The sequence below is a fragment of the Halopseudomonas nanhaiensis genome (assembly GCF_020025155.1).
Taxonomy (GTDB): domain Bacteria; phylum Pseudomonadota; class Gammaproteobacteria; order Pseudomonadales; family Pseudomonadaceae; genus Halopseudomonas; species Halopseudomonas nanhaiensis.
Window position 1 is genome coordinate 73,610 of the sequence record NZ_CP073751.1, and the last position, 26,494, is coordinate 100,103.

26 protein-coding genes are annotated in these 26,494 nt (G+C 63.2%); 13 read left to right on the top strand and 13 right to left on the bottom strand.

Features of this window, described 5'->3' with window-relative positions; genetic code table 11:
• Positions 1 to 5: 5 nt before the first annotated feature.
• Together KEM63_RS00335 and KEM63_RS00340 are read right to left on the bottom strand one after the other, a co-directional pair.
• Entirely contained in the window at positions 6 to 638 is a 633-nt protein-coding gene (locus tag KEM63_RS00335; protein WP_223653887.1) for a thiol:disulfide interchange protein DsbA/DsbL, read from the bottom strand.
• A 158-nt stretch (positions 639 to 796) separates the two neighbouring features.
• On the bottom strand, positions 797 to 1,414 hold the full coding sequence (locus KEM63_RS00340) for a c-type cytochrome (protein ID WP_223653888.1): 618 nt from the start codon (positions 1,412 to 1,414) through the stop codon (positions 797 to 799).
• A gap of 267 nt (positions 1,415 to 1,681) precedes the next feature.
• Here KEM63_RS00340 and yihA point away from each other — a divergent pair, with 267 nt between their 5' ends.
• Entirely contained in the window at positions 1,682 to 2,326 is a 645-nt protein-coding gene (gene yihA / locus KEM63_RS00345; RefSeq protein WP_223653889.1) for a ribosome biogenesis GTP-binding protein YihA/YsxC, read from the top strand.
• Between the two features lie 235 nt (positions 2,327 to 2,561).
• Here yihA and polA read toward each other — a convergent pair whose 3' ends face one another.
• On the bottom strand, positions 2,562 to 5,309 hold the full coding sequence (gene polA, locus KEM63_RS00350) for a DNA polymerase I (protein WP_223653890.1): 2,748 nt from the start codon (positions 5,307 to 5,309) through the stop codon (positions 2,562 to 2,564).
• A 127-nt stretch (positions 5,310 to 5,436) separates the two neighbouring features.
• Here polA and KEM63_RS00355 point away from each other — a divergent pair, with 127 nt between their 5' ends.
• Both KEM63_RS00355 and KEM63_RS00360 read left to right on the top strand, forming a co-directional pair.
• On the top strand, positions 5,437 to 5,688 hold the full coding sequence (locus KEM63_RS00355; protein WP_223655909.1) for a DUF2782 domain-containing protein: 252 nt from the start codon (positions 5,437 to 5,439) through the stop codon (positions 5,686 to 5,688).
• A 9-nt stretch (positions 5,689 to 5,697) separates the two neighbouring features.
• On the top strand, positions 5,698 to 6,651 hold the full coding sequence (locus KEM63_RS00360) for a homoserine kinase (protein WP_223653893.1): 954 nt from the start codon (positions 5,698 to 5,700) through the stop codon (positions 6,649 to 6,651).
• On the opposite strand, the gene znuA is transcribed toward KEM63_RS00360, so the two are convergent.
• Positions 6,652 to 7,632: a zinc ABC transporter substrate-binding protein ZnuA gene (gene znuA, locus KEM63_RS00365; protein WP_223653894.1), complete on the bottom strand. Its 981-nt coding sequence runs from the start codon at positions 7,630 to 7,632 to the stop codon at positions 6,652 to 6,654. It abuts the gene before it with no gap.
• An 82-nt stretch (positions 7,633 to 7,714) separates the two neighbouring features.
• Here znuA and KEM63_RS00370 point away from each other — a divergent pair, with 82 nt between their 5' ends.
• From KEM63_RS00370 to KEM63_RS00410, 9 genes are all read left to right on the top strand, one after another.
• Positions 7,715 to 8,197 carry a Fur family transcriptional regulator gene (locus tag KEM63_RS00370; protein WP_223653895.1) on the top strand — a complete coding sequence of 161 codons (483 nt, stop codon included), beginning with the start codon at positions 7,715 to 7,717 and terminating at the stop codon, positions 8,195 to 8,197.
• The gene (gene znuC, locus KEM63_RS00375) at positions 8,194 to 8,997 is read left to right on the top strand and encodes a zinc ABC transporter ATP-binding protein ZnuC (RefSeq protein ID WP_223653897.1); all 804 of its coding nucleotides are present in this window, start codon (positions 8,194 to 8,196) and stop codon (positions 8,995 to 8,997) included. Before KEM63_RS00370 ends, znuC begins: the two co-directional genes overlap by 4 nt.
• Positions 8,990 to 9,775, top strand: a complete 786-nt coding sequence (znuB, locus tag KEM63_RS00380; protein WP_223653899.1) for a zinc ABC transporter permease subunit ZnuB — start codon at positions 8,990 to 8,992, stop codon at positions 9,773 to 9,775. The genes znuC and znuB overlap by 8 nt, the downstream gene beginning before the upstream one ends.
• A gap of 87 nt (positions 9,776 to 9,862) precedes the next feature.
• Positions 9,863 to 10,858, top strand: a complete 996-nt coding sequence (locus KEM63_RS00385; RefSeq protein WP_223653901.1) for a ligase-associated DNA damage response exonuclease — start codon at positions 9,863 to 9,865, stop codon at positions 10,856 to 10,858.
• Positions 10,858 to 12,453 (top strand): ATP-dependent DNA ligase, encoded by a 1,596-nt coding sequence (locus tag KEM63_RS00390; RefSeq protein ID WP_223653903.1) that lies wholly within the window; start codon positions 10,858 to 10,860, stop codon positions 12,451 to 12,453. Before KEM63_RS00385 ends, KEM63_RS00390 begins: the two co-directional genes overlap by 1 nt.
• Positions 12,443 to 14,905: a ligase-associated DNA damage response DEXH box helicase gene (locus KEM63_RS00395; RefSeq protein WP_223655910.1), complete on the top strand. Its 2,463-nt coding sequence runs from the start codon at positions 12,443 to 12,445 to the stop codon at positions 14,903 to 14,905. The genes KEM63_RS00390 and KEM63_RS00395 overlap by 11 nt, the downstream gene beginning before the upstream one ends.
• Entirely contained in the window at positions 14,902 to 15,552 is a 651-nt protein-coding gene (gene pdeM / locus KEM63_RS00400; protein ID WP_223653905.1) for a ligase-associated DNA damage response endonuclease PdeM, read from the top strand. Before KEM63_RS00395 ends, pdeM begins: the two co-directional genes overlap by 4 nt.
• A gap of 79 nt (positions 15,553 to 15,631) precedes the next feature.
• Entirely contained in the window at positions 15,632 to 16,846 is a 1,215-nt protein-coding gene (locus tag KEM63_RS00405; protein WP_223653907.1) for a putative DNA modification/repair radical SAM protein, read from the top strand.
• On the top strand, positions 16,843 to 17,685 hold the full coding sequence (locus KEM63_RS00410) for a TIGR03915 family putative DNA repair protein (protein ID WP_223653909.1): 843 nt from the start codon (positions 16,843 to 16,845) through the stop codon (positions 17,683 to 17,685). Before KEM63_RS00405 ends, KEM63_RS00410 begins: the two co-directional genes overlap by 4 nt.
• Here KEM63_RS00410 and KEM63_RS00415 read toward each other — a convergent pair.
• The 5 genes from KEM63_RS00415 to KEM63_RS00435 all read right to left on the bottom strand — a co-directional run bounded on the left by KEM63_RS00415 (position 17,682) and on the right by KEM63_RS00435 (position 21,636).
• Positions 17,682 to 18,308: an SCO family protein gene (locus KEM63_RS00415; RefSeq protein ID WP_223653910.1), complete on the bottom strand. Its 627-nt coding sequence runs from the start codon at positions 18,306 to 18,308 to the stop codon at positions 17,682 to 17,684. The genes KEM63_RS00410 and KEM63_RS00415 overlap by 4 nt on opposite strands.
• Positions 18,305 to 19,210 carry a heme o synthase gene (cyoE, locus tag KEM63_RS00420; protein WP_223653912.1) on the bottom strand — a complete coding sequence of 302 codons (906 nt, stop codon included), beginning with the start codon at positions 19,208 to 19,210 and terminating at the stop codon, positions 18,305 to 18,307. The genes KEM63_RS00415 and cyoE overlap by 4 nt, the downstream gene beginning before the upstream one ends.
• A gap of 66 nt (positions 19,211 to 19,276) precedes the next feature.
• Positions 19,277 to 20,314, bottom strand: coding sequence for a COX15/CtaA family protein (locus tag KEM63_RS00425; protein WP_223653914.1), 1,038 nt, complete (start codon positions 20,312 to 20,314; stop codon positions 19,277 to 19,279).
• A gap of 4 nt (positions 20,315 to 20,318) precedes the next feature.
• Positions 20,319 to 20,918 carry a hypothetical protein gene (locus KEM63_RS00430; RefSeq protein ID WP_223653916.1) on the bottom strand — a complete coding sequence of 200 codons (600 nt, stop codon included), beginning with the start codon at positions 20,916 to 20,918 and terminating at the stop codon, positions 20,319 to 20,321.
• Positions 20,905 to 21,636, bottom strand: a complete 732-nt coding sequence (locus KEM63_RS00435; RefSeq protein WP_223653918.1) for an SURF1 family protein — start codon at positions 21,634 to 21,636, stop codon at positions 20,905 to 20,907. Before KEM63_RS00435 ends, KEM63_RS00430 begins: the two co-directional genes overlap by 14 nt.
• Positions 21,637 to 21,705: 69 nt before the next feature.
• Between KEM63_RS00435 and KEM63_RS00440 the strand changes: the two genes are divergently transcribed.
• Positions 21,706 to 21,921 (top strand): twin transmembrane helix small protein, encoded by a 216-nt coding sequence (locus tag KEM63_RS00440; RefSeq protein WP_223653920.1) that lies wholly within the window; start codon positions 21,706 to 21,708, stop codon positions 21,919 to 21,921.
• A 17-nt stretch (positions 21,922 to 21,938) separates the two neighbouring features.
• Here the strand turns inward: KEM63_RS00440 and KEM63_RS00445 are convergent, their stop codons facing one another.
• From KEM63_RS00445 to coxB, 4 genes are read right to left on the bottom strand one after another with little or no spacing between them, the layout of a single operon-like run.
• On the bottom strand, positions 21,939 to 22,838 hold the full coding sequence (locus tag KEM63_RS00445) for a cytochrome c oxidase subunit 3 (protein ID WP_223653922.1): 900 nt from the start codon (positions 22,836 to 22,838) through the stop codon (positions 21,939 to 21,941).
• A gap of 29 nt (positions 22,839 to 22,867) precedes the next feature.
• The gene (locus KEM63_RS00450) at positions 22,868 to 23,434 is read right to left on the bottom strand and encodes a cytochrome c oxidase assembly protein (RefSeq protein WP_223653930.1); all 567 of its coding nucleotides are present in this window, start codon (positions 23,432 to 23,434) and stop codon (positions 22,868 to 22,870) included.
• Between the two features lie 10 nt (positions 23,435 to 23,444).
• A complete protein-coding gene (gene ctaD, locus KEM63_RS00455; protein WP_223653931.1) occupies positions 23,445 to 25,025 on the bottom strand; it encodes a cytochrome c oxidase subunit I in 1,581 nt (526 codons plus the stop codon).
• A gap of 10 nt (positions 25,026 to 25,035) precedes the next feature.
• On the bottom strand, positions 25,036 to 26,160 hold the full coding sequence (gene coxB, locus KEM63_RS00460; protein ID WP_223653933.1) for a cytochrome c oxidase subunit II: 1,125 nt from the start codon (positions 26,158 to 26,160) through the stop codon (positions 25,036 to 25,038).
• Between the last annotated feature and the right edge of the window lie 334 nt (positions 26,161 to 26,494).

Genomic DNA, 26,494 nt, shown 5'->3' on the forward strand with positions numbered 1-26,494 from the left:
CAACCTCAGTTGGATTGCCGTTCCTGCTCCACCAGGTACTCGGCAACCTTGAGCATTTCTTCGAAGCCGCCGGCCATGGCTGCCTCAATACGATACTTCCCGTTGACGACCAGCGTCGGAACGCCGGTGGCACGGTAGGCCTTGGACAGGCGCTCGGCCTGGGCCATCTTGCCGCGGACACCCATCGAGGACCAGGCACGCTTGAACTGCTTTTCGTCGATACCGTACGGCTCGAGGAACTCGATCATCTCGTCCTGGGTAGCCAGGCGCTTCTTCTCGTTGTGGATCGCCTGGAACACCGCCTGATGGGTTTCATCGAGCTTGTTCAGGCTTTGCAGAGTGTAGTAAAGCTGACCGTGGGTGTTCCAAACGCCGCCGAAGAATGCGGGGACAGGACGGAAATACGCGTCCTCGGGCAGCGTTTTTTTCCACTCTCCGATGACCGGTTCCAGAGAAAAGCAATGGCCGCAACCGTACCAGAACAGCTCGGCGACCTCGACCTTGTCGACATCCTGGGTCGCGGCCGGCGCGGTGAGTTCCACATAGTGAACTCCGGCTTTATAGGGTGCTTCCTGAGCATTGGCCAGGGCCAGGCTGCCGACCAGCCACACCAGGGCTATAGAAATCCATGCGCGCATCTAACTCTCCCGAACGAACACCTGACGGATCGAACGACATCAGCATATGAGGCTGGTTGCCGTCGCTATCTGTGCAGCATACCCGCTGCACCACGAAAAAAGGGTGACCGAAGCCACCCTTTTTTTGAAGCCCACCGCAACACGCGGCAATACTTGGGTCAGCGAAGACCCTGAATGTAGTTGGCAACGGCTTCGATGTCCTTGTTGCTCAGCTTTTCCGCAACCATCTGCATGATGCGCGTGTCGCCGTCATTGGTGCGGTCGCCTTCCCGGAATGCCGTGAGCTGCTTGACCGTGTACGCGGCGTGCTGACCAGCCAGCTGCGGGAAGCCCGCCGGCTCGTTGCCCTTGCCGGTTGGGGAGTGGCAGCCGGTGCAGGCCGGTAGCCCCGTTTCCAGGCGGCCGCCGCGGTAAAGCTTCTCGCCAAGCTCGGCCAGATCCGGGTCGGCGACGCCACCGGTCATGGTGTTGGAAGAGAAGTACGCGGCCATGTCGGCCAGGTCCTGCTCATTGAAATTGTCGAGCATGCCGGTCATCTCGACCACCACCCGGTTGCCTTCCTTGATGTCTACCAGCTGCTTGAGCAGGTAACGATCACCCTGTCCAGCAAGCTTGGGGAAGTTTCCCGAAGTGCTGTTGCCATCGGTTCCATGGCAAGCGCCACACATGGCCACTTTGCCCTTACCGGCTTCGGCATCCCCTTGCAACGGGGCCTGTGCATAGGCCGAACCGGCCACACCGAGGGATAACACCAGACTCACGAGTAATTTATTCATCGGCTAATCCAATTACGGCTAAATAAAAAATGGGCATTGTCCGCAGCTCCGGCTTCGTAGGCCGCGTTATCCAGACGGACTGCCTCGTTATTCGTTCCCGTCACGCATCAGTGCTAGTAGAGCGCCATGCTATCTGCCACAGGGTGGGGCTGCAATGGGCAGACTGTCGCAGTGCCCCGGCCGGGATATAAAACCGCAGCAGTATATACTAAGCTACGTCGCGGCGTGAATGTCGTCGCCCCCATGCCCGCTTTAACGGATTGACCGATGCCCCTAGCAACTCCCCTCGTCTCGCTGTGCCAACGCGCCTCCTTCATCAAAAGTGCCAGCGAAGTCGATCAGTGCCCGCCCGATCAGGGTTTCGAAGTGGCCTTCGCCGGCCGCTCCAATGCCGGCAAGTCCAGTGCGTTGAACACCCTGACCCATGCGCGCCTGGCGCGAACGTCGAAGACTCCGGGTCGGACCCAGCTGATCAACTTCTTCGGTCTCGACGAGCAGCGTCGGCTGGTCGACCTGCCCGGCTACGGCTACGCCAAGGTGCCGCTGGCGCTCAAGGAGCACTGGAAGCAGCATCTGGACGCCTACCTGACCCATCGCGATTCCCTGGTAGGGCTGGTCCTGGTCATGGATATCCGTCATCCACTATCGGACTTCGATCAGATGATGCTGCAGTGGGCCGGGGACAGCAGCCTGCCTACGCTGGTGCTGTTGAGCAAGGCCGATAAGCTCGCGTTCGGCGCATCCAAGAACGAGTTGCTCAAGATCCAGGCACGTGTGCGCAAGGAGCATGGTGATCTGGTATCGGTGCAGCTGTTTTCGTCACCGAAGCGACAGGGGGTGGACGAGGCCCACGCAGTGCTCGAACAGTGGTTCTTTCCGGATCTGCTGGATATCGATGAGGCGCAGGGCTGATCGCCGAATCGCAGGCAAAAAAAACCCCGAACTTCTATGGGGAGGGAAGGTTCGGGGTTTAACGACCGGGCTGTGCTAGGAAAGGGTTGCCCGGTTTTCTGCCAACACTAAATCACATCTAAGGAGCAAGAAGGGCTTGACTGGCCATTCCCAAGCTCTGACCGGCGCCTTTCGCTGAAGTTCAAAAAAATCCGCGGAAACATGAAACTTTTTTGCACGGGCGGACCAAACCGCTCTAGTGCGCTTCATCCCAGTTCATGCCGACGCCCACTTCAACCGCCAGCGGCACGTCCAGTTTCGCTGCGCCGCTCATCCGCTGGCATAGCCCCGCGCGTACCGATTCGACCTGATCTTCACGTACTTCCAGCACCAGTTCGTCGTGAACCTGCATGATGACGCGCGCATCCAGGCCGGACGCGACCAGCCAGCTGTCAACCTCGATCATCGCGCGCTTGATGATGTCAGCCGCCGTGCCCTGCATGGGGGCATTGATCGCCGTGCGCTCTGCAGCCTTGCGCATGGCCTGGTTCTTGGAATTGATATCCGGCAGGTACAGGCGGCGGCCAAACAGCGTCTCCACGTAGCCCTGCTCGTGCGCCTGGTCGCGGGTCCGCTCCATGTAGCTGAGCACGCCGGGGTAGCGTTCGAAGTAGCGGTCGATATAGGCCTGCGCTTCTTTGCGGTCTACGCCGATCTGCTTGGCCAGGCCGAAGGCGCTCATGCCATAGATAAGCCCAAAGTTGATCGCCTTGGCGCTGCGCCGCTGGTCATTGTGCACTTCCTCCAGCGGCACGCCGAATACCTCCGCCGCCGTAGCACGGTGTACATCCAGGTCGTGACGGAAGGCATCGAGCAGCCCGGGATCCTGCGCCAGATGCGCCATGATCCGTAGCTCGATCTGCGAATAGTCCGCCGCGACCAGTCGATAGCCAGGCGGAGCGATGAATGCCTGGCGGATCCGCCGGCCTTCGGCGGTACGAATCGGAATGTTCTGCAGGTTCGGATCCGACGACGACAGCCGGCCCGTAGCGGTCACGGCCTGGTGATAGGACGTGTGAATACGGCCGGTCCGCGCGTTGATCTGCTCCGGCAACCGGTCGGTATAGGTGCTCTTGAGCTTGCTCATGCTGCGGTACTGCATGATCACCTGCGGCAGCGGGTAACCCTGCTCGGCCAGTTCCGCGAGCACCGATTCGGCCGTCGACGGCTGACCCTTGGCAGTCTTGGACAGCACAGGCAGACCCTGCTGGTCGTAAAGGATGGCACACAGCTGTTTCGGCGAACCAAGATTGAACTGCTGCCCGGCAATGTCGTACGCCTTGTGCTCGAGCTCGAGCATCTTCTCACCCAGCTCCCGGCTCTGCACGCCGAGCAGTTGAGCGTCGACCAGTGCCCCGTAACGCTCGATGCGTGCGAGCACCGGCATCAGCGGCATCTCTATGTCCTTGAGTACGCTCATCAGGCTCGGATGCGCCCGCAGCTTCTGCACCAGCGTCTGGTGCAGACGCAGGGTGACGTCAGCGTCCTCGGCGGAGTACGGTCCGGCCTGCTCTACGGCAACCTGATCGAAGGTCAGTTGTTTCGCGCCCTTGCCGGCAACGTCCTCGAAGCGGATGGTCGCTTCGCCCAGATACTTCTGCGCCAGGCTGTCCATGTCGTGACGCGTGGCGGTCGAATCCAGTACGTAGGATTCGAGCATGGTGTCGAATGCCACACCACGCATGTCGATGCCGTAGTGCGCCAGCACGTTCATGTCGTATTTGGCGTGCTGGGCCACCTTGAGCTTGCTCTCGTCTTCCAGCATCGGTTTGAGCCGGGCGAGTACCGCGTCCCGGTCAAGCTGCTGGGGCGCGCCCATGTAATCGTGACGCAGCGGCACATACGCAGCTTCATGCGGGTTGACTGCGAATGACACCCCGACGAGCTCCGCTTCCTGCGCGTTCAGGCTGGTGGTTTCGGTGTCGAAGGAGAACAGTCGGGCGATCGCCAGCTTGTCCAGCCAGCGCTCCAGGTCATCCTGCTCGAGGATGATTGCGTAATGGCGTTCGACCTTTTCAGCCGGCTCGACAGCCTGGGCCGATCCTGGCTGGGCAGCCGCACGACTCTCGCGCTGCAGATCTTCCACCCAGTTGCGAAACTCCAGCTCGCGGTACAGCTCGAGCAGCGCCTCTCGGTTGGGCTCGCCCGGGTGCAGGGCATCGACGCGCAGCTCGAGCTCGACGTCGGTCTTGATCGTCGCCAGCTGATGCGAGAGATACGCCGCGTCGCGATGCTCGGTCAGCTTCTCGCCCAGCTTCTTCGCGCCGCGTATGTCCAGGCTGGCGACCTTCTCCAGATTGGCGTAGATCACGTCCAGCCCGCCGCCCAGTCCACCGATCAGGCCTACCGCGGTCTTTTCACCGATCCCCGGTACGCCGGGTATGTTGTCCGACTTGTCGCCCATCAGCGCCAGAAAGTCGATGATGCAGTCGGGACCCACGCCGAATTTCTCGCGCACCCCGGCTTCGTCCAGCACGGTTCCGGTCATGGTGTTGACCAGCGTGATGTGCCCGTCGACCAGCTGCGCCATGTCCTTGTCACCGGTGGAAATGATCACCGGACAGCCGCGCGCGGCGCTCTGGCAGGCCAGCGTGCCGATCACGTCATCGGCTTCGACGCCTTCCACGCACAGCAGCGGCAGCCCAAGGGCGCGCACGCAGGCATGCAGTGGCGCGATCTGGCTGCTCAGCTCGTCGGGCATGGGCGGGCGGTGGGACTTGTAGTTCTCGAACAGGGCGTCGCGAAAGGTCGGCCCCTTGGCATCGAAGACCACAGCGAACGGGCTGTCCGGATACTGCCGGCGCAGGCTGCTGAGCATGTTGAGCACGCCCTTGATCGCGCCGGTGGGCTGACCCTTGGAGGTGGTCAGCGGGGGTAGGGCGTGAAAGGCACGATACAGGTAGGACGAGCCATCCACGAGGATCAGGGGGGCGGTATCAGTCATGCGTCAGATCAACGTTCCGGTAAGAAAAAGGGCTAGAATGGCGGTGGGTAGCAAGGCTGCTCCTCCACCTTCCTATGACAGGACACAGAGTACCATGACACGTTCAGTATGCCGTTGGCTGGGAGCCATGACCCTCGCGCTGAGTTTGCCCCTGCTGGCCCAGGAGCCGGTCACCGCAGAGCCCGATGTGACCATTCGCGAGGAAAGCGGTCGACGCGTCGAAGAGTATCGACTCAATGGTTTCCTGTATGCGATCAAGGTATTCCCCAAGAACGGGGAGCCATACTTTCTGGTCGCGGTGGACGACGATGGCAATTTTGCCCGCGCCGACCAGGTGCAGGGCATGCGCATCCCTTCGTGGAAGATATTCGAGTGGTAAGGACCGGGCATGTCCGTATTCACGCCGGTTGACCGCAGCCAGCTGGAGGCGTTTCTGGCTGCCTTCGAGCTCGGGTCGCTGATCGATTTCCGTGGCATTGAAGGCGGCAGTGAGAACAGCAACTTCTTCGTTGACTGCACCGGCGGCTCCTTCGTTCTCACCCTGGTCGAGCGCGGGCCGGCCGATGAGCTGGAGTTCTTCGTTGCGCTGCTCGAATGTCTGCATCAGGCCAATCTTCCGGTGCCATACGCTATCGCCGATCGGCACGGGCAGACTCTGCATCGACTTGAGAACCGTCCGGCCCTCATGCAGCCACGGCTGACCGGCCGCCACGTCCAGGCCCCTGAACCGCAGCATTGCGCCGCCGTTGGCCGGATGCTGGCTCAGCTTCACCAGGTCACCAGCACCTGCGGCCTTGAGCGCAGCAGCGATCGCGGGATGCAGTGGATGGCTGACGAGGCCGAACGCTACCGTCAGGGTGCCTTGCCGATGGAAAGCGAGTTGCTGGATGACGCCTTCGAGGCGCTGCGGCGGGTTCGCCAGCTCGAGCCCGGCCTGCCGCGAGCGGTACTGCATGCGGACCTGTTTCGCGACAATGTGATGTTCGAGGGGCACCGGCTGACCGGCATCATCGACTTCTACAACGCGGCCAGCGGCCCGACGCTGTATGACGTGGCGATCTGTGCGAACGACTGGTGTCTGGACGCCGAACATCGACTTGACCCGCTGCGCACTTCGGCGCTGCTCGAGGCCTACGCCGGTGAGCGCCCCTTTACCGCCGAGGAAGCGGCATGCTGGCCGGCCATGTTGCGCGTCGCCGCGCTGCGCTTCTGGCTGTCGCGCTCCCTTGCGGCGCAGGCGCACGCCGACCAGCCCGGTGTGCTGGTCAAGGATCCGATGCATTTCATGCAGATTCTGCAGGCGCACCGTCATGTGTCGGTGCGCCTGCCCCGCGCAGCCTGATCAGAGTGCTTCGAGGCACTCGGCAAGCGTGCCGCCAAGGCTCTCCACGAACTCGACGTAACCCTGCGCGCTGACCGGAGCGCTACCGCCCAGCGGATCGAGCTCGCCGGTACGGACGTCCAGGCCGGCGGTTAGCGACTCGATCAGCCGTGGCGTGAATTGGGGTTCGCTGAATACGCAGCTCGAGCCGGCCTGCTGGAGCTGCTCGCGCAGCTGAGCGACATGCTGGGCACCCGGCTGTACCTCGTGCGACAGGCTGAAGATGCCCCTGGCACGGATGCCGTAGTGGTCTTCAAGATAGCCATAGCCGTCGTGGAAAACGAAATAGGGCTTGTCGCCCAGCGGCTCGAAGCGGCGCTGCAGGCGCGCATCAAGCTCGGTCACCTGGCTTTCGAAGCGCTGCGCATTGTCGTTCAGGCGTTCGCCATGGGCGGGGAACAGGGAAGCCAGATCGGCGGCCATGACATGGGCGATGGCAATCGCGTTGTCGGGCGAGAGCCAGATATGCGCGTCGTGCGTCCCGCTGTGATGGTGCTCGTGCTCGTCGGCATGGCCATGGTGTTCAACCTTATGCTCGTCATGCCCGTGCTCGGCATGTTCCCGCTGCCCATGGTCATGGCTGTCATGTGCGTGCTCGTCGGCTGCCTCGGGATCGACCGGACGCAACTTGATACCCTTGGCGTGCATCAGCGCCATGTCGGTATCCCGCGACTCGAGCAGGTGCTCGAGAAACAGCTCAAGCTCCGGGCCGACCCAATAGGTCCGCTGCGCTTCATCCAGTGCCCTACGCTCGGACGGGCGAAGCGCGTAGCTGTGCGGTGAAGCGCCCACCGGCAGCAACAGTTGAGGCTCTGCCACGCCGTCGAGCACCGCCGCGGCGATCAGTTGCAGAGGCTTGATGGTGGTCAGCACGCGTGGCTCATCGGCGCGGGCGGCCACAGCCAGAGTCAATCCCATGACAACAGCGAAACAGCGAAGCATTGGCAGGTACCTGAAGGGAAGGAAAGTGTTATATGATAACAGCTTGTTTATCCTACGACAGCCCTACCGGGCGAGGCGAAGCATGAGCGCTACCGATCCGCACACTCCGCACGACCACAGTCATTGCGTCAGCACCGCGCTGGACACCGCCGAGGAGGTCTGCGCCCGTGATGGCGCTCGCCTGACGCCGCTGCGCAAGCGGGTACTCGAACTGGTCTGGCAGAGCCACAAGCCACTGGGCGCGTACGATATTCTCGAGACGCTATCGCGCGAAGACGGTCGTCGTGCTGCGCCCCCGACGGTCTATCGTGCGCTGGATTTCCTTCTTGAGCAGGGTCTTGTGCATCGCATTGCTTCGCTGAACGCCTTCATGGGGTGTGTGCATCCGGAGCGCGCCCATGAAGGGCAGTTTCTGATCTGCCGCAACTGCCGCATCGCCGTTGAACTGGACCAGCCGCTGATTCATCGGGCAATCAGTGACAGCGCTGCTGACGTGGGTTTTTCGGTGGAGTCCGAGACCGTGGAAGTAACCGGGCTGTGCGCCCGCTGCAAGGCGGCTGCATGAGCGAATCGTTGCTCGAGTTGAGCGGGGTCGGTCTCACGCGCAATGGCTCGAGCGTGCTGGAGAACATCAGCCTGAGCGTGGCGCCGGGCGAGATCGTCACGCTGATCGGGCCCAACGGGGCCGGCAAGACCAGTCTGGTGCGTATCGTGCTGGGACTGCTGCAGGCCGATTCCGGACGGGTCAAGCGCCAGCCGCGGCTGCGGATCGGTTATATGCCGCAGAAGCTGCATATCGACGCTACGCTGCCGCTGACTGTAGAGCGCTTTCTGATGCTGGCGCCGGGTAGCCGGCGCACCGATGTGCGCGAAGCGCTGGAAGAGGTCAACGCTCAGCATCTGCTGCAGCGCCCTCTGCAGCAGGTCTCGGGGGGTGAGCTACAACGCATCCTGCTGGCCCGCGCCCTGCTGCGCAAGCCGCATCTGCTGGTTCTCGACGAACCGGTGCAAGGCGTAGACGTGAATGGCCAGATCGAGTTGTACCAGCTCATCACCCGCCTGCGCGATCGCTACGGTTGCGGCATCCTGATGGTGTCCCATGATCTGCACCTGGTCATGGCGACCACCAACACCGTGGTCTGTCTCAACCGCCATGTCTGTTGCTCCGGTCACCCTGAGCAGGTCAGCCTGGATCCGGCCTTCGTTGCCCTGTTCGGTGAGCAGGCCAGCGCTCTGGCGGTTTACAGCCATCATCACGACCATGCCCACGATCTGCACGGCGAAGTCATCGACGAGCCGCTTTCATCGGATACGCCGCGGCTGACGCCCGCACACAAGCACGGACCCTCCTGCAAACATGCCTGATTTCCTGATATACGCCCTGGCCGCCGGGCTGGGGCTGGCGCTGGTCGCCGGTCCGTTGGGGTCCTTTGTGGTCTGGCGGCGCATGGCCTACTTCGGCGACACCCTGGCACACTCGGCGTTGCTCGGCGTTGCGCTGGGAATGTTGCTGGATATCAATCTCACGCTGGCCGTGACCGCCGGATGCGTACTGCTGGCCGTGATCCTGGTGGCGCTGCAGAACAAGCAGTGGCTGGCCAGTGACACCTTGCTCGGCATTCTTGCCCACAGCACCCTGTCGCTGGGGCTGGTGGTGCTGGCGCTGACGGACAACGTTCGTGTCGACCTGATGGCTTACCTGTTCGGTGATCTGCTGGCGGTCAGCGAGCGTGACCTGTACTGGATGCTGGGCGGTATGGTCCTGGTAGTCATTCTGCTTGGTCTGCTCTGGCGTCAGCTGCTGTCGGTCACCGTGCACGAGGAGCTCGCACGCGTCGAAGGCCGACCGGTCACCGCCATTCGCCTGGCCTTGATGCTGCTGATCGCGATTGTCATCGCCGTGGCCATGAAGGTCGTCGGAGTGCTGCTGATCACCTCATTACTGATCATTCCGCCGGCTGCTGCACAGCGGCATGCCCGCACCCCTGAGCAGATGGCAATGGGCGCCAGCCTGCTCGGCTGCCTGGCGGTACTCGGTGGTCTGACAATGTCATGGAATCTGGACACGCCGGCCGGGCCGTCCATTGTGGTGAGTGCTGCATTGCTGTTCCTGATCGCCGTGTCCTTGCCTCGTCGCGCCTGATCCAGGGCAAAAGGATGTAACACTCCCGCGCGGCGGTTGTCCCATGTACAGGCATCGAACAGGATGGCTTCATGGTTACACTGCCGCATGCGTGATCCGCTTATCGTTCCGACAGACGAAGGTCTCTACTGTCCGGCGGGGGATTTTCATATCGATCCCTGGCGCCCGGTGGCGCGTGCCGTCATCACCCACGCCCATGCCGACCATGCGCGACCGGGCAATACCGATTACTTCTCCCAGCATGCTGGACTGCCAATACTCCGCCACCGCCTGGGCGAAGGGCACGTCTTTCACGGCCTGGACTACGGCGAACCGGCAACCTTCGGCCGCACGCGGGTGAGCCTGCACCCGGCTGGGCATGTGCTGGGCTCTGCGCAGGTCAGGGTCGAGCACGCCGATGGCCGGGTCTGGGTGGTGACCGGTGATTACAAGCGCGACGCCGATCCGACGTGCGCGCCGTTCGAGGTCGTCCAGTGCGACACGCTGATTACCGAGGCCACCTTCGCTCTGCCCTGCTATCGCTGGCCCCCGGTCGAGCGCGTCGCCGAGCAGATATGGAGCTGGTGGTCCGGCCACACCGATCGCCCCTGCGTGCTGTTCACCTACGCGCTAGGCAAGGCGCAGCGGGTGCTGGCCGCACTGGCAGCGCATACCGATCGTACCGTCTACCTCCACGGTGCCATGCTGGCTATCACCGATATATACCGCGACGCGGGCATTGCGATGGTTCCGACCGCCCCGGTGAGCGAGTTGCCGGCCGATCATGATTTTGCCGGCGAGTTGATCCTCGCCCCGCCCTCCGCCGCCGGCTCGCCGTGGATGCGCCGCTTCCGCGGTGCCAGCACCGGGTTCGCCTCCGGATGGATGCGCATACGCGGCAACCGTCGACGCCGCGGCTATGACCATGGCTTCGAGCTCAGCGATCATGCCGACTGGCCAGCGCTGTTGCAGACCATTGAAGAAAGCGGCGCCGGTACCATTCTCACTACCCATGGGCGCAGCGAAGAGCTGGTGCACTACCTGTGTGAACGCGGTGTCGACGCGCGGGCGCTGACCACTCTGTACGGCGGAGAAGACGACTGATGCAGGCGTTTGCCAACCTGTATGCCGAGCTCGACGCGACCACGCGCACCCAGGCCAAGCTTGATGCCATGGTGCGCTACTTCACTGACGTCGATCCGGCCGACGGCGCCTGGGCCACCTATATTCTGGCCGGCCGCAGGATGAAGCGGCTGGTTGGTCCGCGCAAGCTTCGCGAGTGGCTGAGCGAGGCCGCCGGGCTGCCCGACTGGCTGGTGGAGGAAACCTATCAGCATGTGGGTGACCTGGCAGAAACTATCAGCCTGCTGATGGAAGATGATCGCGAGCGTACAGTTGTCGGCGGCTCGCTTGCCGAATGGATCGACAGCGCGGTTCTCGGCCTGCTCGACCTCGATGAAGACCAGCGCAGGGCGCATGTGATCCAGCATTGGCGCGAGCTTCCGCGGCCTGCGTGTTTTCTTTACAACAAGCTGCTCACTGGGAGTTTGCGGGTCGGCGTCTCGCGCGGACTGGTCGAGCGGGCGCTGGCAACACTGAGCGGCAGGCCGCGGGCATTGATTGCGCGTCGGCTGATGGGCGAATTCGAACCGACGGCGCGCTTCTATGAATGTCTGTTCGACGCCGAGCAGCGCGAGGAGCGCGCCGGCCAGCCGTACCCGTTCTTCTTGGCTTCACCGCTCGAAGGTGGCCCGGAGGCGCTCGGCGATCTGCATGAATGGCTGGCCGAATGGAAGTGGGATGGCATCCGTGCGCAATTGATCGCCCGGCCTGCCGGGATCTGGCTATGGTCCCGGGGCGAGGAGCCGATGGCCGGGCGCTTTCCGGAAGTCGAAGCGGCGGCGAAGCTGTTGCCGGAGGTGGTGCTCGACGGAGAACTGCTTGCCTGGGACACCGACGTCCTGCCGTTCTCGCAGATGCAGCGGCGCATCCAGCGCAAGACCGTGGGAGAGAAACTGCTGCGCGAGGTTCCGGTGGTCTTCCTGGCCTACGACCTGCTGGAAGATCAGGGCGAAGACTGGCGTGACAGGCCGCTGGAGGAACGCCGCTCGCGCCTGAAAGCCATCCTCGCCGAGGCAGACCATCCGGCGTTGCGCCTGAGCCCGGCGGCCGAGGCGGCGGACTGGGACGCGCTCGGGGTGATGCGAGAGAGCAGTCGCGACCGGCGCGTCGAAGGCCTTATGCTCAAGCGCAGGCAGAGCCCATACCGCAGCGGCAGGCCGCGCGGCGACTGGTGGAAATGGAAGATCGAACCGCTGTCGATCGACGCCGTGCTGCTCTACGCCCAACCCGGGCACGGCCGTCGTGCCAATCTCTACACCGATTACACCCTGGCCGTCGTCGATGGCGACAGCTTCGTGCCGATCGCCAAGGCGTACTCGGGCCTGACCGATGAGGAGCTGGGCAAACTCGACCGCTGGATCCGCCGCAATACCGTGGAGCGGTTCGGACCGGTTCGCTCGGTCAAACCTGAGCAGGTGCTGGAAATCGCCTTCGAGGGCATCCAGCCCTCGCCCCGGCACAAGTCCGGGATTGCCCTGCGCTTCCCGCGCATCCTGCGTTGGCGCCATGACAAGCCGGTCGCCGAGGCAGATACCATCGAGCAGGTTCGGGAGTTGCTGCGTGTCTATGGCAGCTGACGGACTGGAACGAATCGATGCGTGGTTCGCCGCGTTGGGCTGGCAGGCCGCCGACTTCCAGCGTCAGGCGTGGCAGGCGTTTCGCGCCGGCCGCAGCGGCTTGATCCATGCCTCGACCGGGTCAGGCAAGACCCTCGCCGCCTGGCTCGGGCCGGTCTCGCTGGCGCTCGAACAGGATCGGGTACAGAGCGGGTTGCGCGTGCTGTGGATCACGCCGCTGCGCGCATTGGCCAGCGACACCGCTGGCCATCTGCAACAGTCGGTCGACGCACTGGGGCTGGAATGGAAAGTCGAGATTCGCACTGGCGATACCAGCGCGAGCGTGCGCGCCCGTCAGCAGCGCAAGTTGCCGCAGGCGCTGGTGACCACGCCGGAAAGCCTGTCGGTGCTGTTGTCGTACCGCAATGCCGAAGAACAGTTTGCCGGCCTCGATGCGGTCATTGTCGATGAGTGGCACGAGCTGCTCGGCAGTAAACGTGGAGTACAGCTGCAGCTCTGCCTGGCCTGGCTGCGCGCCCGCCGGCCGGAGCTACCGGTCTGGGGATTGTCTGCCACACTGGGTAATCTCGAAGAGGCGCTGAGCGTACTTCTGGGCGAAGGCGCCGAGCCCGGCGAGCGGGTCGCCGGAGCCAGCGGCAAGGAACTGACCGTCCGCGGGCTGTGCCCGCCGAGCATCGATCGCTTCCCCTGGGCGGGACATCTGGGACTGTCCCAGCTCGAGGGCGTGCTGACCTATCTCGAGCAGGCGCAGACCTCGCTGCTGTTCACCAATACCCGCTCGCAGGCAGAGCTCTGGTTCGAGGCCATTGCCAGAACACGAATGGACTGGATAACCGACATCGGCCTGCATCACGGCTCGATCGATCGCGGACTGCGCAAGCGGCTGGAAGACGGCCTGCGTGAAGGCAGGTTCCGCTGCGTGGTGTGTACATCGAGCCTGGATCTGGGCGTGGATTTTTCGCCGGTCGACCGCGTGGTTCAGGTCGGCAGCCCCAAGGGCATTGCCCGCCTGATGCAGCGTGCGGGTCGCTCGGGACACCGTCCCGGTGCCGCCAGTGAAATCCTCTGCGTGCCCAGTCATGCCTTCGAGCTGGTTGAAATTGCTGCGGCCCGGCGGGCCTGGAATGCCGGGCGCGTCGAGTCGCGTCGGCCGCTTCGCCTGTGTCTGGATGTGCTGGCGCAGCATCTGGTGACCCTGGCGGCGGGTCCCGGCTTCCGTCCTGATGCAGCGCTCGCCGAGGCGCGATCGACCCATGCCTTCGCCGATCTGACGCCCGAAATGTTCGACTGGTGTCTGGTGTTCATTACCCGCGGCGGGCCGGTGCTCGAACACTATCCGCAGTTCCAGCGAGTGATCGAGACCGAGGACGGGCTGTATCGCGTCGACGATGTGGGTATTGCCAGACGCCATCGCATGGCGATCGGCACCATCACCAGCGACGCGCAGATGCAGGTGCGCTTCATGAAGGGCGGCAGCCTCGGTAGCATCGAGGAAACCTTTATCGCCCGTCTTAACCCTGGTGATGTGTTCCTGTTTTCCGGCCGCGCGCTGGAACTGATTCGGGTCCGCGACCTGATCGCCTACGTACGCCCGGCTGCTTCCCGGCGGCAACACGTCCCGCGCTGGTATGGCGGTCGACTGCCATTGTCCAGCGAACTGGCCGACAGCGTGCTGCAGATTCTGCAGGAAGTGGAAACCGGAGAGTACGCCGATACCGAAGTAGCCGCCGTCGCGCCCGTACTCGAGCTGCAGAAAGCGCAATCAGCCCTGCCCGCGCCGGACCGCCTGCTGATCGAACGCTGCCGTTCACGGGAGGGCGAGCATCTGTTCGTCTATCCGTTTGCCGGCAGGCTGGCGCATGAGGGTCTGGCTGCAGTGCTGGCCTGGCGCCTTGGCCAGCAGGTGCCGGCCACCTTCGCCCTCTCGGTCAACGACTACGGCCTGGAACTGCTGAGCAGTGCCCGCCTGCCCGAGCTGGACGAGGCGGCCTGGCGGGCGCTGCTCGCACCCGAGCGTTTACTCGACGACGTGCTCGAAGCGCTCAATGCCAGCGAGCTGGCTCGCCGCCAGTTTCGCGATATAGCACGCATCAGTGGTCTGGTCTTTCAGGGCTATCCCGGGCGCAGCAAGACCGATCGGCAGTTGCAGGCTTCCACGGGACTGCTGTACGACACACTGCAGCGTTACGACCCACAGCACCGGCTGCTCGATCAGGCGCGCCGGGAAGTGCTCGAGGAGCAGCTGGACATTCGGCGACTGCGCGAGGTGCTTGAGCGCGCTGCGGCGCAGCATCTGCGCGTCATGTCGTTGGAGCGCTTCTCGCCGCTGGGCTTTCCGCTGTGGGTGGAGCGCCAGCGCAGCCGCCTGAGCACCGAAGACTGGCGTCAGAGAGTGCAGCGGATGCTCGAGTCGCTGGAACGTAACGCCAGCAAACGCCGGAAGCGCGCATGAAACAGACCCTGGACTGGGTGCTGGCTGATGAACCTGTGATGCTCCACGCGAGCAAGGCGTTGTATCTGCCTCGCTGGTCGACGCTGCTGGTGGCCGACACGCATTTCGGCAAGGGCGCCTTTTTTCGCAGGCAGGGCATCGCCGTACCGAGCGGGCAGAGCGCGGATGACCTGCGTCGGCTCAGCACCCTGGTGGACCAGTTCGAACCGCAACGTCTGATCGTGCTGGGCGACGTGTTCCATCACCGTCCGGCGGCAGGCGAGCCGTTCTTCGACCATTTCGACGCCTGGCAGGCGCGGCATCGGCAGCTGACAATGGAGGCGGTGGTCGGCAACCACGATCGCCATGTGCGCGGCCTGAGCCTGCCCATCGATTGGCACCCGTTGCTGGACATCGGACCGTTTCGCCTGTGTCACGAGCCGGAGGCGGTGAAGGGTCGGCACGTCATCGCCGGACACATTCATCCGGCCTACGCGCTTGCAGCGGGCGGTGACCGGCTCCGCGCCCCTGTGTTCTGGATGCGACCGGGCGTGACGGTGCTGCCGTCCTTCGGCGCCCTGACCGGCGGCTGGAACGTGCCGGAGCATAGAGATAGCCGCATGGTGATGGTGCTCGACGACCAGCTGTTGCCACTGCCTGAACTTTGAGCGCCGCCGGTCAGCGACGTGTTGAGCATACCTGCGCTGTTGCAATAAGCTGTATGTCCATACAGTTTCGGATGCCGTCATGCAGCTGATCGACAAACTCGCCGTGCTCGCCGACGCCGCCAAGTACGACGCTTCCTGTGCAAGCAGCGGGGCGCCAAAGCGCAGCTCCAAGGGCAAGAGCGGCATCGGTGCCACCGATGGCATGGGAATCTGTCACAGCTACACGCCGGATGGCCGCTGCGTATCGCTGCTCAAGGTCCTGCTCACCAACTTCTGTCTGTATGACTGCCAGTACTGCATCAACCGGCGGTCCAGTGACGTACCACGGGCGCGCTTCACGCCGGAAGAAGTGGTCAGGCTGACGCTGGATTTCTACCAGCGCAACTACATCAGCGGGCTGTTTCTCAGCTCGGGCATCATTCGGTCGGCCGATTACACCATGGAGCAACTGGTGCGCGTGGCCAGGTTGCTCCGCGAGGAGCATGAATTTCGCGGCTATATCCATCTGAAGACGATCCCCGAGGCTGACCCGGCGCTGATCGTCGAGGCGGGCCGCTACGCCGATCGTCTGAGCGTGAACATCGAGCTGCCCGACCCGGCCACGCTGATCCGCCTGGCACCGGAAAAGCGCATCGACAGCATCACCCAGACCATGGGCACGATTGACGATGCCTCGCAGGATTCGCGGGCAGATCGCCGTGCGCCGGCGTTCGCGCCTGGCGGCCAGAGCACACAGATGATCGTTGGGGCCGACGCCAGCGATGACCGCACCGTATTATTCAGAGCCGAGTCGCTGTATCGAGACTACCGTCTCAAACGGGTCTACTACTCGGCTTTCAGCCCGATCCCCAACAGCCCGTCGTCGGTCCCCTTCCAGCCACCGCCGCTGATGCGCGAGCACCGCCTGTATCAGGCCGATTTCCTGCTGCGTGGCTACGGCTTCAAGGCCGGGGAACTGCTCGGCGAAACACGCGAGCTGTCGCTGGATATCGATCCGAAGCTGGCGTGGGCGCTGGCCAATCGCGAGCAATTCCCCGTCGATCTGAACCGCGCCGAGGCGGGCATGATCGCCCGCATCCCGGGCATCGGACTGCGCTCGGCACAACGTATTGTCGAGTTGCGTGCCTTGAAACGCGTGCGATACCAGGACCTGTTGCGTCTGCGCTGCGTGATGGACAAGGCGCGGCCCTTCGTGGTCACCGCCGATTATCGACCGCGCCAGGACACCGTCGAGTCGGCGGTTTTGCGCACCCACTTGCGTGATCAGCCTGCGCAGATGGGGCTGTGGGGATGAGGGTGCTCACCTGCGATGACGACTTCACCCAGTGGCGCAGCCAGGCGCGCGGTTTGTTGCTGGCCGGGGTCGCGCCGGAGCAGGTCTGCTGGGAAGATGTCGAGGCGCGACAGCTGTTCGACGATCAGCCAAGCGACGGCACGCTGCCTGTGGTCTCGTCAGGCCCGTCCGTCCGGGTACCGGCCGATCTGCTTCAGGATCTGCAGCTGGCGGGTTGTCATCGCATGCCGGGTCGCTGGAATCTGCTCTACCGCGTCCTGTGGCGCGTGACGCACGGCGAGCCGGAAGCCCGACTCGCCGGCGACCCGGATGGCAGTGAGCTGCAGCGGCGGATCAAGGCGGTCAGGCGCGAGGCTCACCACCTGCACGCCTTCCTGCGCTTTCACCCCTGCCCGGTGAATCCGTCGCTGGATTACGTCGCGATTCATGAAGCCGCGCACGACATACTCGGTTGGGCCAGCGAGCATTTCATCGGTCGTCTTGGCAGGCAGCGCTGGATGATCGTGTCCTCGCGCGATGCTGTCTGGTTCGACGGGGAACACCTGCAGCACCAGCGGAGCTGTCCAGAGCAATGGCGGGCCCTGGCCGACGCGGTGTGTAGCCAAGACGACGCGCTTTGGCAGACCTACTACAGCTGCATCTTCAATCCTGCGCGGGTCAACCCGAAAGTGATGCGGGGGCACATGCCGAATCGGTTCTGGTCCGGCCTGCCGGAAGGCAAGCTGATTGCGGGCCTGGTGGGCGAGGCGCGCCTGGGTGCGCGTCAGGTCGGGCAGGCTGGCAGAGTTTCGGCACAGGGCGGCAAGCGCATCGGCGCCAAGCCGCCCGCCTCCGACTAGCGCTGCATCAGCTGCGGCAGGTATCGGGTGACCGATTGGCGCTGCAAGGGGGCGCGCAGAAAACCGGCGTAGCGGCCTTCCGGGTCGATCAACACCACCTGTCCGCTGTGATCGACCAGATAGTCCTGCTCAGACGTGTCCGGCTCGATATAGGCAATCGACAACGCGCTGGCCAGCTTCTCCAGCTCGGCAGGCTCGCCGGTGGCTCCGCGAAACTCCGGATTGAAATAGTCGAGGTATTCGCGCAGTCGTGCCGGGGTGTCGCGCTCGGGATCGACGCTCACCAGTGTCACGCGCAGATTGTCGCGCGCTTGCTCTGGCAGGTCGGCCACCAACTGGCGGAGATCGGCCAGGGTGGTCGGGCAGATGTCCGGGCAGAAGGTGTATCCGAAGAACACCAGATCCCACTGCCCACGGAGCTGTTGCTCGGTCCAGTCACCGTTGCCTGCCGCCTGCAGGCGCACCTCCGGCACCGGGCGCGGAGCGTCGAAGACGAAGATGCCTGCCTGCGATAGCTGCTCGGCGTCCAGATCCGGGGTCCGGGTCATCTTGAACAGCAGCAGACCGAGGATCATCGCGATGATCGCGAGGATGATCCATACCGTTCTCTGAACGCCGCTCATAACCAGCCGGCGATGCTGGCGTAGTGATCGACCAGCAGTGCCACAAACAGCCACAGCAGGTACCAGAGCGAGTATTTGAACGTCTTGATGGCCGCGTGAAGCCGACTGTCCTTCCACAGCGCCCAGGCCCAGTCGAGGAAGCGGATGCCCAGCACCAGCGCGACCACCAGATACAGCGGTCCGCTCATCTGGATGACGTAGGGCAGCAAACTGACGGCCAGCAGGATCAGGGTGTAGAGCAGAATATGCAGTTTGGTGTAGCGCTCGCCGTGGGTGACCGGCAGCATCGGAATATCGACCTTGGCGTACTCGGCCTTGCGATGAATCGCCAGCGCCCAGAAGTGCGGCGGTGTCCAGGCGAAGATGATCAGCACCAGCAGGAGCCCTTCGGCGTCGATCTGACCGGTGACGGCGGTCCAGCCGAGCAGCGGGGGTGCTGCGCCGGCAAGCCCGCCGATCACGATGTTCTGCGGAGTGGCGCGTTTGAGAAAGGAGGTATAGATCACGGCGTAGCCGAGCAGCGAACCAAGTGTCAGCCAGGCCGTAATGGCGTTGACCCATTGCAGCAGTATCGCCATACCGGCAACACCCAGCAGCATGGCGAACACCACCGCATTGACCGGGTTGACGCGACCCTGGGCCAACGGGCGTCTCTGCGTGCGGGCCATGTGCAGGTCGATACGGCGATCCACCACATGGTTGATGGCGGCGGCAGAGCCGGCACACAGTGCAATGCCCAGATTACCGGCGACCAGTACCACCCAGGGCACCGCCCCTTCGGTGGCCAGCAGCATGCCGATCGCCGACGTGATGATCATCAGCGCCACGACCTTGGGCTTGGTCAGCTCCAGGTAATCGCGCCAGCTGGCCTCCAGCTGACCTGCGTTGGTCAAGCTCCGCATCGTGCTCTCCCCCTGACGCTTTTCAAGCGCCTTTATGTTTATTGTGGTCCCAGTATGCGCCAGCCTTCAGTGACTGGCCAGCGCGCTGCCCGGATGCGGTCTGGCAAAGATTGCCTCGTTCCCGGGCGAGCGCAGCCGGTAGTTCACCGCCACCATGACCAGCAGCAGGCAGGCTCCTCCGGCGTTGTGTGCAACGGCCACCGACAACGGCAGGTGCGCCAGCACGTTGGTCACCCCAAGCGCGACCTGCATCAGCAGTACCAGAACGATCAGGCCGGCCATTGTCGGCAGGCCCGAGCGCAGCAGGCGCCATGCCAGAAACAGGACGGTCAGCGTGGTGATCACTGCACCGATCCGGTGTGCGAAGTGAATTGCCGTGCGTCCTGCGCCGTCCAGTATGCCGCCCAGGTAGTTGGGTCCGATCTCGTGGAAGACATCGAAGCCGGCAGCGAAGTTCATGTCCGGCCACCATTCGCCATGGCATGTGGGCAGGTCGGTGCAGGCAAGGGCTGCGTAGTTGCTGCTGGTCCAGCCGCCCAGAGCGATCTGGGCGATGACCACCATTAGCGCTATGCGCGCCACCAGTCTGACCGGCTGGCGGGAAGGACTCCCCAGGGGACGCAATCCGCCATGCAGGCGCAGGCACAGCAACAGCAGCAGGCTGAGCGTGGCAAAGCCGCCGAGCAGATGCGCGGTCACCACCTGCGGCCACAGTTTGAGCGTCACCGTCCACATGCCGAATGCTGCCTGGCAGATCACCAGCAGCAACAGGCCAAAGCTCAGGCCTGCCGGGTACCCGCGCTCTTGACGGTGCCGCAGGCTGAACAGGGCGAGCCCGAGGATGACCAGTCCGAGCGTGCCGGCCGCGTAGCGGTGGATCATCTCCGCCCAGGCCTTGAACGACTCGACCGGGCTATCCGGGTAGCGCATCTGCGCCAGTTCAAGTGCCGAATCGCTTCGCGGCACACTGAGAAAGCCGTAGCAGCCGGGCCAGTCCGGACAACCCAGCCCGGCGTGGGTAAGCCGGGTAAAGGCACCCAGTACGACCACTACAAAACCCAGCAGCAGTGCCAGCACCGCGAAATTGAACCCCGGTTTACGCATGTGATTACCCTATCTTCGAAACTTTCAGCAGGTGTTTCAGATCATCCAGTATCTGCCGGCCCGGCCGGTCCGGATTGCGCCTGAGCACCACCCGGCCGAGTGGATCGACCACCCAGAGTTGCGGGCCCTGCTGCCAGTCCTGCGGCTGGCCGTTCAGACTGTCCTGGTAGGCCGACTGGTTCAATGGCTGTACCGCTAGACGCGGAAAGTCGGTTTCTATCCGTTCGCGGGTCTCAGCCGACAACGGCTGCGCCGGCAGCAGTACGTGCTCCACCCGGCCGGCCTCCCGGCCCAGCGCCACATTGATCTGCCGCGCTTCATGGACCAGCGCCAGGCACGCCTCGGTGCATTCACCCGGCGTGGTGACAGTCAGTCGCCACGGGGCGCCATAGCCCAGGGGTTCGACACCGGCGCCCCACGCCTGTACGGACACTTCCTGCTCCAGCAGGTCGGACTTGTTGGTATGGCTCTCCGGCACGCCGACGCCCGAGCGTGCCATGATCCAGGCGACGAGTATCGGGCCAACGACCACCCCGAAGACGGCCAGCAGCTTGAGTTGTCCGCGCCGGCGCGGCGGCGCATCAGATGCGTTATGGTTTTCCATGGACGATGGTTCCTTCCGAGTCGGGCCGAAAGCCGGCCCAGATAAACAGGACAATGAGGGCGGCCGCCAGAGCGAACCACTGGACGGCATAGCCGACATGCTTGGTCGACGTCATCGGGAGCCCGGGCCAGTCCAGCCGCAGGGCGCCGGGACCGCTGTCGGTCAGCCGCGCTATCCAGCCAGGGCTGGCCAGCCCGAGCTGCTCGTACAGTCGCTCGGGCTCGACACGCACGATCAGCTTCGGCCAGCCACTGCGATCCGATCCATCGGGCAGTTCGAAGCCGCGACCGGGCTCGGGCAGGGCTTCCACGGTCAGCGTCACGGTCTGTTCCGGCGTCTTCACCGCGGGGCGCTCGCTACGATCCCGCCATGGGATCCAGCCGCGGTTGACGATCACCCACTGGCCGGTAGCTTCATCACGAAATGGTTGCAGAACCTCGACGCCCGAGCGGCCGTCGCGGGTCCGGTTGTCCAGCAGCCAGACATGCTCGACGTCAAATTGACCGCGCAGTCGTAGCTGTCGCCATGCCGCGTCGTCGCCAGGCGGCAGTTGATCAAGTGGGATCGCCGGCTGGTCCCTGCCCTGGTCGATCCGGGCCTGCAGCGTGCGCTTTTCGTCGGCGCGGTCCAGCTGCCAGAAGCCGAGGGTAATCAGCAGGGGAAGGAAGACCAGGACGAACAGCCACAGAGGCCAGCCAGGTGCAAAGCGACGGCTCATGGCAGGCGCTCCGGGAGCGCCAACGGCGCTATACTGCGTGGACATTCTGCGAACAAGGAAACGTCGGTCATGTGGCTCAAGATAACCATTCTGCTGTTGTTGGCCGCGCTGGCGGTAAGTCTGTTCAGCGGGCTGTTCTTCCTCATGAAGGATACCGACAACAGTGGACGGCTGGTCAATGCACTCAGTGTGAGGATCGTCCTGACCGTGCTGGTGGTCATCCTGATCGCTTACGGTTTCTGGTCCGGCCAGCTGGGCTGGAATACCCCCTGGCTGCACGGCTGAGCAGCCAGGGGGATCGGTCAGACGACGTAGACAAAGATGAACAATCCGACCCAGACCACGTCAACGAAGTGCCAGTACCAGGCAGCTGCCTCGAAGCCGAAGTGATTGTCGGGAGTGAAATGGCCCTTGATGACCCGTAGCAGTATCACGGTCAGTATCAGCGTACCCATGAACACGTGTGCACCGTGAAAGCCGGTGAGCATGAAGAACGTGGCACCGTAGATACCCGAGTTGAGCGTCAGGCCCAGATCGTTGTACGCATGGACGTATTCCATGATCTGCAGCCCGAGAAACACTACCGCAAGCACTACGGTCAGCAGCAGCCAGTTACGCAGTGCAGCGCGTTTGCCGGCGCGCAGGGCGTGGTGGGCCAGCGTCACGGTGACGCTCGAGCTGATCAGGATGATGGTATTGATCAGAGGCAGCTGCCAGGGGCTGATGGTTTCGCGCGGACCGGGGAACGCAGAGGGATCAGGATTCTGCATCAGCGGCCAGCTGAACTGGAATTCCGGCCAGAGCATGTTGGAGTAGCCGCGTTCGCCTTCGCCGGAGAGCCACGGGCCGACCAGTACGCGGATGTAAAATAACGCGCCGAAGAAAGCGGCAAAGAACATCACCTCCGAGAAGATGAACCAGCCCATGCCCATCCGGAACGAGCGATCCATCTGCGCGCTGTAGAGTCCCTGGCGGCTCTCGTTGATCACGTTGCTGAACCAGCCGAAGAACATGTAGGCAATGATGGCCAGGCCGGCAATCAGTACCCAGCGTGCTCCGCCGGCAGGATCGCCGTCACTCAGGTTGTTCATCAGCGTGCCGGCGCCGAGTACGGTTACCAGCAGGCCGATCGAGCCGACGATGGGCCATTTGCTCTGCGCCGGGACGTAATAGACTTCGTGCTGCGTATCGTGACTTGCCATTGTGTTGTTCTCCTTATCAGGCAGCCTGTTCAATTGATGGGCGCGGAGGCCAGGTCAAGGCTGCCTGCCATGCGCTCGGTCACATCGAATAACGTGTAGGACAGCGTCAACCGCCGGATCTCCCCGGGCATCTCAGGATCGATGATGAAGCGTACCGGCATCTCGATGCGCTCTCCCGGTTGCAAAACCTGCTGGGTAAAACAGAAGCATTCGGTCTTGTGGAAGTACGCCGCGGCCTTGGACGGGGCAACGCTGGGGATGGCCTGAGCGACCATCGGCCGGTCGGTTGGATTGTGCGCAACAAAGCGGATTTCACGGGTTTCACCCGGGTGCAGCGACAGTTCGTCGGCCATCGGGCCGAAGCTCCACTGCATGCCCTCGGCGTTGGTCGCGACGAACTGGACCCGCAAGGTGCGTTCGGTATCGACCGACTTGGCTTCGCCCACGTAGGCCGCCTTGTCGGTCTTGCCGTTGATCCCGAAGGCCTGACACATGACGTCGTAGATCGGCACCAGCAGGAATCCGAAACCGAACATCCCGACCACCAGCAGTAACAGCCTGCCTACCAGACGCTTGTTGCTCAGGCCTTCGCTCATCGCGGACTCCCTACTTCACTTCGGGCGGAGTGGTGAAGGTGTGATAGGGCGCGGGCGATGGAACGGTCCACTCCAGCCCCTCGGCGCCTTCCCACGGCTTGGCTGCGGCCTTCGGCCCGCCACGAATGCACTTGATGACGATGTACAGGAACAGCAGCTGCGTGGCGCCGAACATGAACGCACCCACCGAGGACACCATGTTGAAGTTGGCGAACATCATGTTGTAGTCCGGGATACGCCGCGGCATGCCGGCCAGCCCGACGAAGTGCATCGGGAAGAAGGCCAGGTTCATGCCGACGAAGCTCATCCAGAAGTGCGTCTTGGCCAACACCTCGTCATACATGTAGCCGGTCCACTTGGGCAGCCAGTAGTACGCGGAAGCGAAGATGCCGAAGATCGCGCCGGGCACCAGCACGTAGTGGAAGTGCGCCACCACGAAGTAGGTGTCGTGATACTGGAAGTCGGCCGGCGCGATGGCCAGCATCAGGCCGGAGAATCCGCCGATGGTGAACAGGATGACGAAGGCGATCGAGAACAGCATCGGCGCTTCGAACGTCAGGGATCCGCGCCACATGGTGCTCACCCAGTTGAACACCTTCACCCCGGTGGGCACGGCGATCAGCATGGTGGCATACATGAAGAACAGCTCGCCGGTCAGCGGAATGCCGACGGTGAACATGTGATGCGCCCAGACCACGAAGGACAGAAAGGCGATCGCTGCCGTCGCATAGACCATCGAGGTGTAGCCGAACAGCGGCTTACGCGCGAAGGCCGGAATGATCATGCTCACCGCGCCGAAGGCCGGCAGGATCATGATGTATACCTCGGGATGCCCGAAGAACCAGAACACATGCTGGAACATCACCGGGTCACCGCCACCTGCCGCGTTGAAGAAGCTGGTACCGAAGTGAATATCCATCAGCATCATGGTCACCACGCCTGCCAGTACCGGCATCACCGCCACCAGCAGGAAGGCGGTGATCAACCAGGTCCAGACGAATAGCGGCATCTTCATCAGCGTCATGCCGGGTGCACGCAGGTTGAGGATGGTCGCGACGATGTTGATCGCACCCATGATCGAGCTGATGCCCGCCAGGTGAATGGCGAAGATGAAGAAGGTCACGCTGGGCGGGGCATAGGTCGTCGACAGCGGCGCGTAGAAGGTCCAGCCGAAGTTCGGGCCGCCGCCTTCCATCAGCAACGTCGACGCCAGCAGGCCGAATGCCGCCGGCAGCAGCCAGAAGCTGAAGTTGTTCATCCGCGGCAGGGCCATGTCCGGCGCCCCGATCATCATCGGGATCATCCAGTTGGCGAGGCCGACGAAGGCCGGCATCACCGCACCGAACACCATGATCAGACCGTGCATGGTGGTCATCTGGTTGAAGAACTCCGGCGCTACCAGCTGCAGGCCGGGTTGGAACAGCTCGGCGCGGATGACCATGGCCATGCTGCCGCCAAGCAGAAACATGGCGAAGCTGAACCACAGGTACATGCTGCCGATGTCCTTGTGGTTGGTGGTCAGTACCCAGCGCATCAAGCCCTTGGCCGGACCATGGGCATGGTCGGCGTGATGATCGATCACTGCACTCATGACAGGTCTCCTATTGGCCTTCTTTGAATTCGAGGATTTGCAGCGGTGTCACCATCTCGCCGGTATCGTTGCCCCAGGCGTTACGTTCGTAGGTGATGACCGCAGCCAGGTCGACTTCGGAGAGCTGCTTGCCATAGGCGGCCATCGCCGTGCCCGGTTTGCCGTTGACGACGATGTCGATATGCGCGGGAATGTCGGCGGTGGCGATCTGACTGCCCTTGAGCGCCGGGAACATCGGCGGAATACCTTCGCCGCCGGGCTGGTGGCAGGATGCGCAGGCGCTGGAGTAGATACCTTCGCCGCGCTCCATGAGTTCCTCGAGGGTCCACTCCTTGTCGCGCAATTCGGCTTCCCGGGCTGCCACTTCCTTCTTCTCGGCCAGCCAGGTCGCGTAATCCTCTTCACTCTTGACCTCGACCACCACCGGCATGAAGGCGTGGTCACGACCACAGAGCTCGGTGCACTGGCCCCGGTAGATGCCGGGCTCTTCGACGCGGGTCCAGGCTTCGTTGATAAACCCCGGAATGGCGTCCTTCTTCACTGCCAGATCCGGCACCCACCATGAGTGGATCACGTCCGAGGCGGTGATCAGGAAGCGCACCTTCTGGCCAGCCGGTATCACCAGCGGCTCGTCGACTTCGAGAAGATAGTTCTCGCCCTTGTCGGTGGTGTTGGCGATTGCCTCGCGGGGTGTGGACATGTTGCTGAAGAAACTGACGTCTTCGCCAAGATAGCGATACTGCCAGCGCCATTGGTAGCCGGTGATCATGACGTCCAGATCGGCTTCCTCGGCGTCGTAGATCTCGATCAACGTTCGGGTCGCGGGGATAGCCATGCCGACCAGGATGATCAGCGGGATGACTGTCCAGGCAATCTCGACGGAAAGATTTTCATGGAATTTCGCGGGCACAGCGCCGCGAGACTTGCGGTGCATGACGATCGACCAGAACATGACGGCGAACACCAGTACCCCGATGGCGACGCATATCCAGAAGATGGTCATGTGTAGATCGAATACGGAGTGGCTGACCTCGGTCATCCCCCTGCGCATGTTCACGGTCCAATCGGCACAGGCGGAGCTGCTTAGCCAAAGCAAAGACAGTCCTGCCGGCCAGGCTCTTGCGTGTCGCAACATTCCCGGTCCCCTTTTATTGTTGTTATCGCTTCCGAAGCGGGGGCAAGCAGGCATGACCGGGCCGGTCATGATACGGCTGAACGGCGAGATCGACCCTGTTCGGTCGAGCTGGCGCGGACGGCAACCCCCAAGCACTCCAGACTTGTCGAGTATAGACCTGCGAGGCGGCTTGGCAATCCTTCGTTCCGGTTATTTTTGTCCGTTGTCAAGGGCTTTGCAGTCGTCTCGCACAGGCTGGAAGAGCCCGGATTCAGTCCGTGCGAGCCGCCTTCCAGTCATCTTTTCAGGAGTTATGGCTCGCGGCTGAGTCACTTTGACGGATCAGAACCCCTCT

Excerpts from the sequence above, each read along its gene's own strand:
- KEM63_RS00340 (WP_223653888.1), bottom strand. The coding sequence starts at position 1,414 with ATGAATAAATTACTCGTGAGTCTGGTGTTATCCCTCGGTGTGGCCGGT.
- KEM63_RS00440 (WP_223653920.1), top strand. The coding sequence starts at position 21,706 with ATGTGGCTCAAGATAACCATTCTGCTGTTGTTGGCCGCGCTGGCGGTA.
- KEM63_RS00435 (WP_223653918.1), bottom strand. The coding sequence starts at position 21,636 with ATGAGCCGTCGCTTTGCACCTGGCTGGCCTCTGTGGCTGTTCGTCCTG.
- KEM63_RS00445 (WP_223653922.1), bottom strand. The coding sequence starts at position 22,838 with ATGGCAAGTCACGATACGCAGCACGAAGTCTATTACGTCCCGGCGCAG.
- KEM63_RS00410 (WP_223653909.1), top strand. The coding sequence starts at position 16,843 with ATGAGGGTGCTCACCTGCGATGACGACTTCACCCAGTGGCGCAGCCAG.
- KEM63_RS00355 (WP_223655909.1), top strand. The coding sequence starts at position 5,437 with ATGACCCTCGCGCTGAGTTTGCCCCTGCTGGCCCAGGAGCCGGTCACC.
- polA (WP_223653890.1), bottom strand. The coding sequence starts at position 5,309 with ATGACTGATACCGCCCCCCTGATCCTCGTGGATGGCTCGTCCTACCTG.
- KEM63_RS00390 (WP_223653903.1), top strand. The coding sequence starts at position 10,858 with ATGCAGGCGTTTGCCAACCTGTATGCCGAGCTCGACGCGACCACGCGC.
- KEM63_RS00395 (WP_223655910.1), top strand. The coding sequence starts at position 12,443 with ATGGCAGCTGACGGACTGGAACGAATCGATGCGTGGTTCGCCGCGTTG.
- KEM63_RS00415 (WP_223653910.1), bottom strand. The coding sequence starts at position 18,308 with ATGAGCGGCGTTCAGAGAACGGTATGGATCATCCTCGCGATCATCGCG.
- KEM63_RS00335 (WP_223653887.1), bottom strand. The coding sequence starts at position 638 with ATGCGCGCATGGATTTCTATAGCCCTGGTGTGGCTGGTCGGCAGCCTG.
- yihA (WP_223653889.1), top strand. The coding sequence starts at position 1,682 with ATGCCCCTAGCAACTCCCCTCGTCTCGCTGTGCCAACGCGCCTCCTTC.
- ctaD (WP_223653931.1), bottom strand. The coding sequence starts at position 25,025 with ATGAGTGCAGTGATCGATCATCACGCCGACCATGCCCATGGTCCGGCC.
- znuB (WP_223653899.1), top strand. The coding sequence starts at position 8,990 with ATGCCTGATTTCCTGATATACGCCCTGGCCGCCGGGCTGGGGCTGGCG.
- KEM63_RS00370 (WP_223653895.1), top strand. The coding sequence starts at position 7,715 with ATGAGCGCTACCGATCCGCACACTCCGCACGACCACAGTCATTGCGTC.
- KEM63_RS00425 (WP_223653914.1), bottom strand. The coding sequence starts at position 20,314 with ATGCGTAAACCGGGGTTCAATTTCGCGGTGCTGGCACTGCTGCTGGGT.
- KEM63_RS00450 (WP_223653930.1), bottom strand. The coding sequence starts at position 23,434 with ATGAGCGAAGGCCTGAGCAACAAGCGTCTGGTAGGCAGGCTGTTACTG.
- cyoE (WP_223653912.1), bottom strand. The coding sequence starts at position 19,210 with ATGCGGAGCTTGACCAACGCAGGTCAGCTGGAGGCCAGCTGGCGCGAT.
- pdeM (WP_223653905.1), top strand. The coding sequence starts at position 14,902 with ATGAAACAGACCCTGGACTGGGTGCTGGCTGATGAACCTGTGATGCTC.
- KEM63_RS00430 (WP_223653916.1), bottom strand. The coding sequence starts at position 20,918 with ATGGAAAACCATAACGCATCTGATGCGCCGCCGCGCCGGCGCGGACAA.
- KEM63_RS00385 (WP_223653901.1), top strand. The coding sequence starts at position 9,863 with ATGCGTGATCCGCTTATCGTTCCGACAGACGAAGGTCTCTACTGTCCG.
- znuA (WP_223653894.1), bottom strand. The coding sequence starts at position 7,632 with ATGCTTCGCTGTTTCGCTGTTGTCATGGGATTGACTCTGGCTGTGGCC.
- KEM63_RS00360 (WP_223653893.1), top strand. The coding sequence starts at position 5,698 with ATGTCCGTATTCACGCCGGTTGACCGCAGCCAGCTGGAGGCGTTTCTG.
- znuC (WP_223653897.1), top strand. The coding sequence starts at position 8,194 with ATGAGCGAATCGTTGCTCGAGTTGAGCGGGGTCGGTCTCACGCGCAAT.
- coxB (WP_223653933.1), bottom strand. The coding sequence starts at position 26,160 with ATGTTGCGACACGCAAGAGCCTGGCCGGCAGGACTGTCTTTGCTTTGG.
- KEM63_RS00405 (WP_223653907.1), top strand. The coding sequence starts at position 15,632 with ATGCAGCTGATCGACAAACTCGCCGTGCTCGCCGACGCCGCCAAGTAC.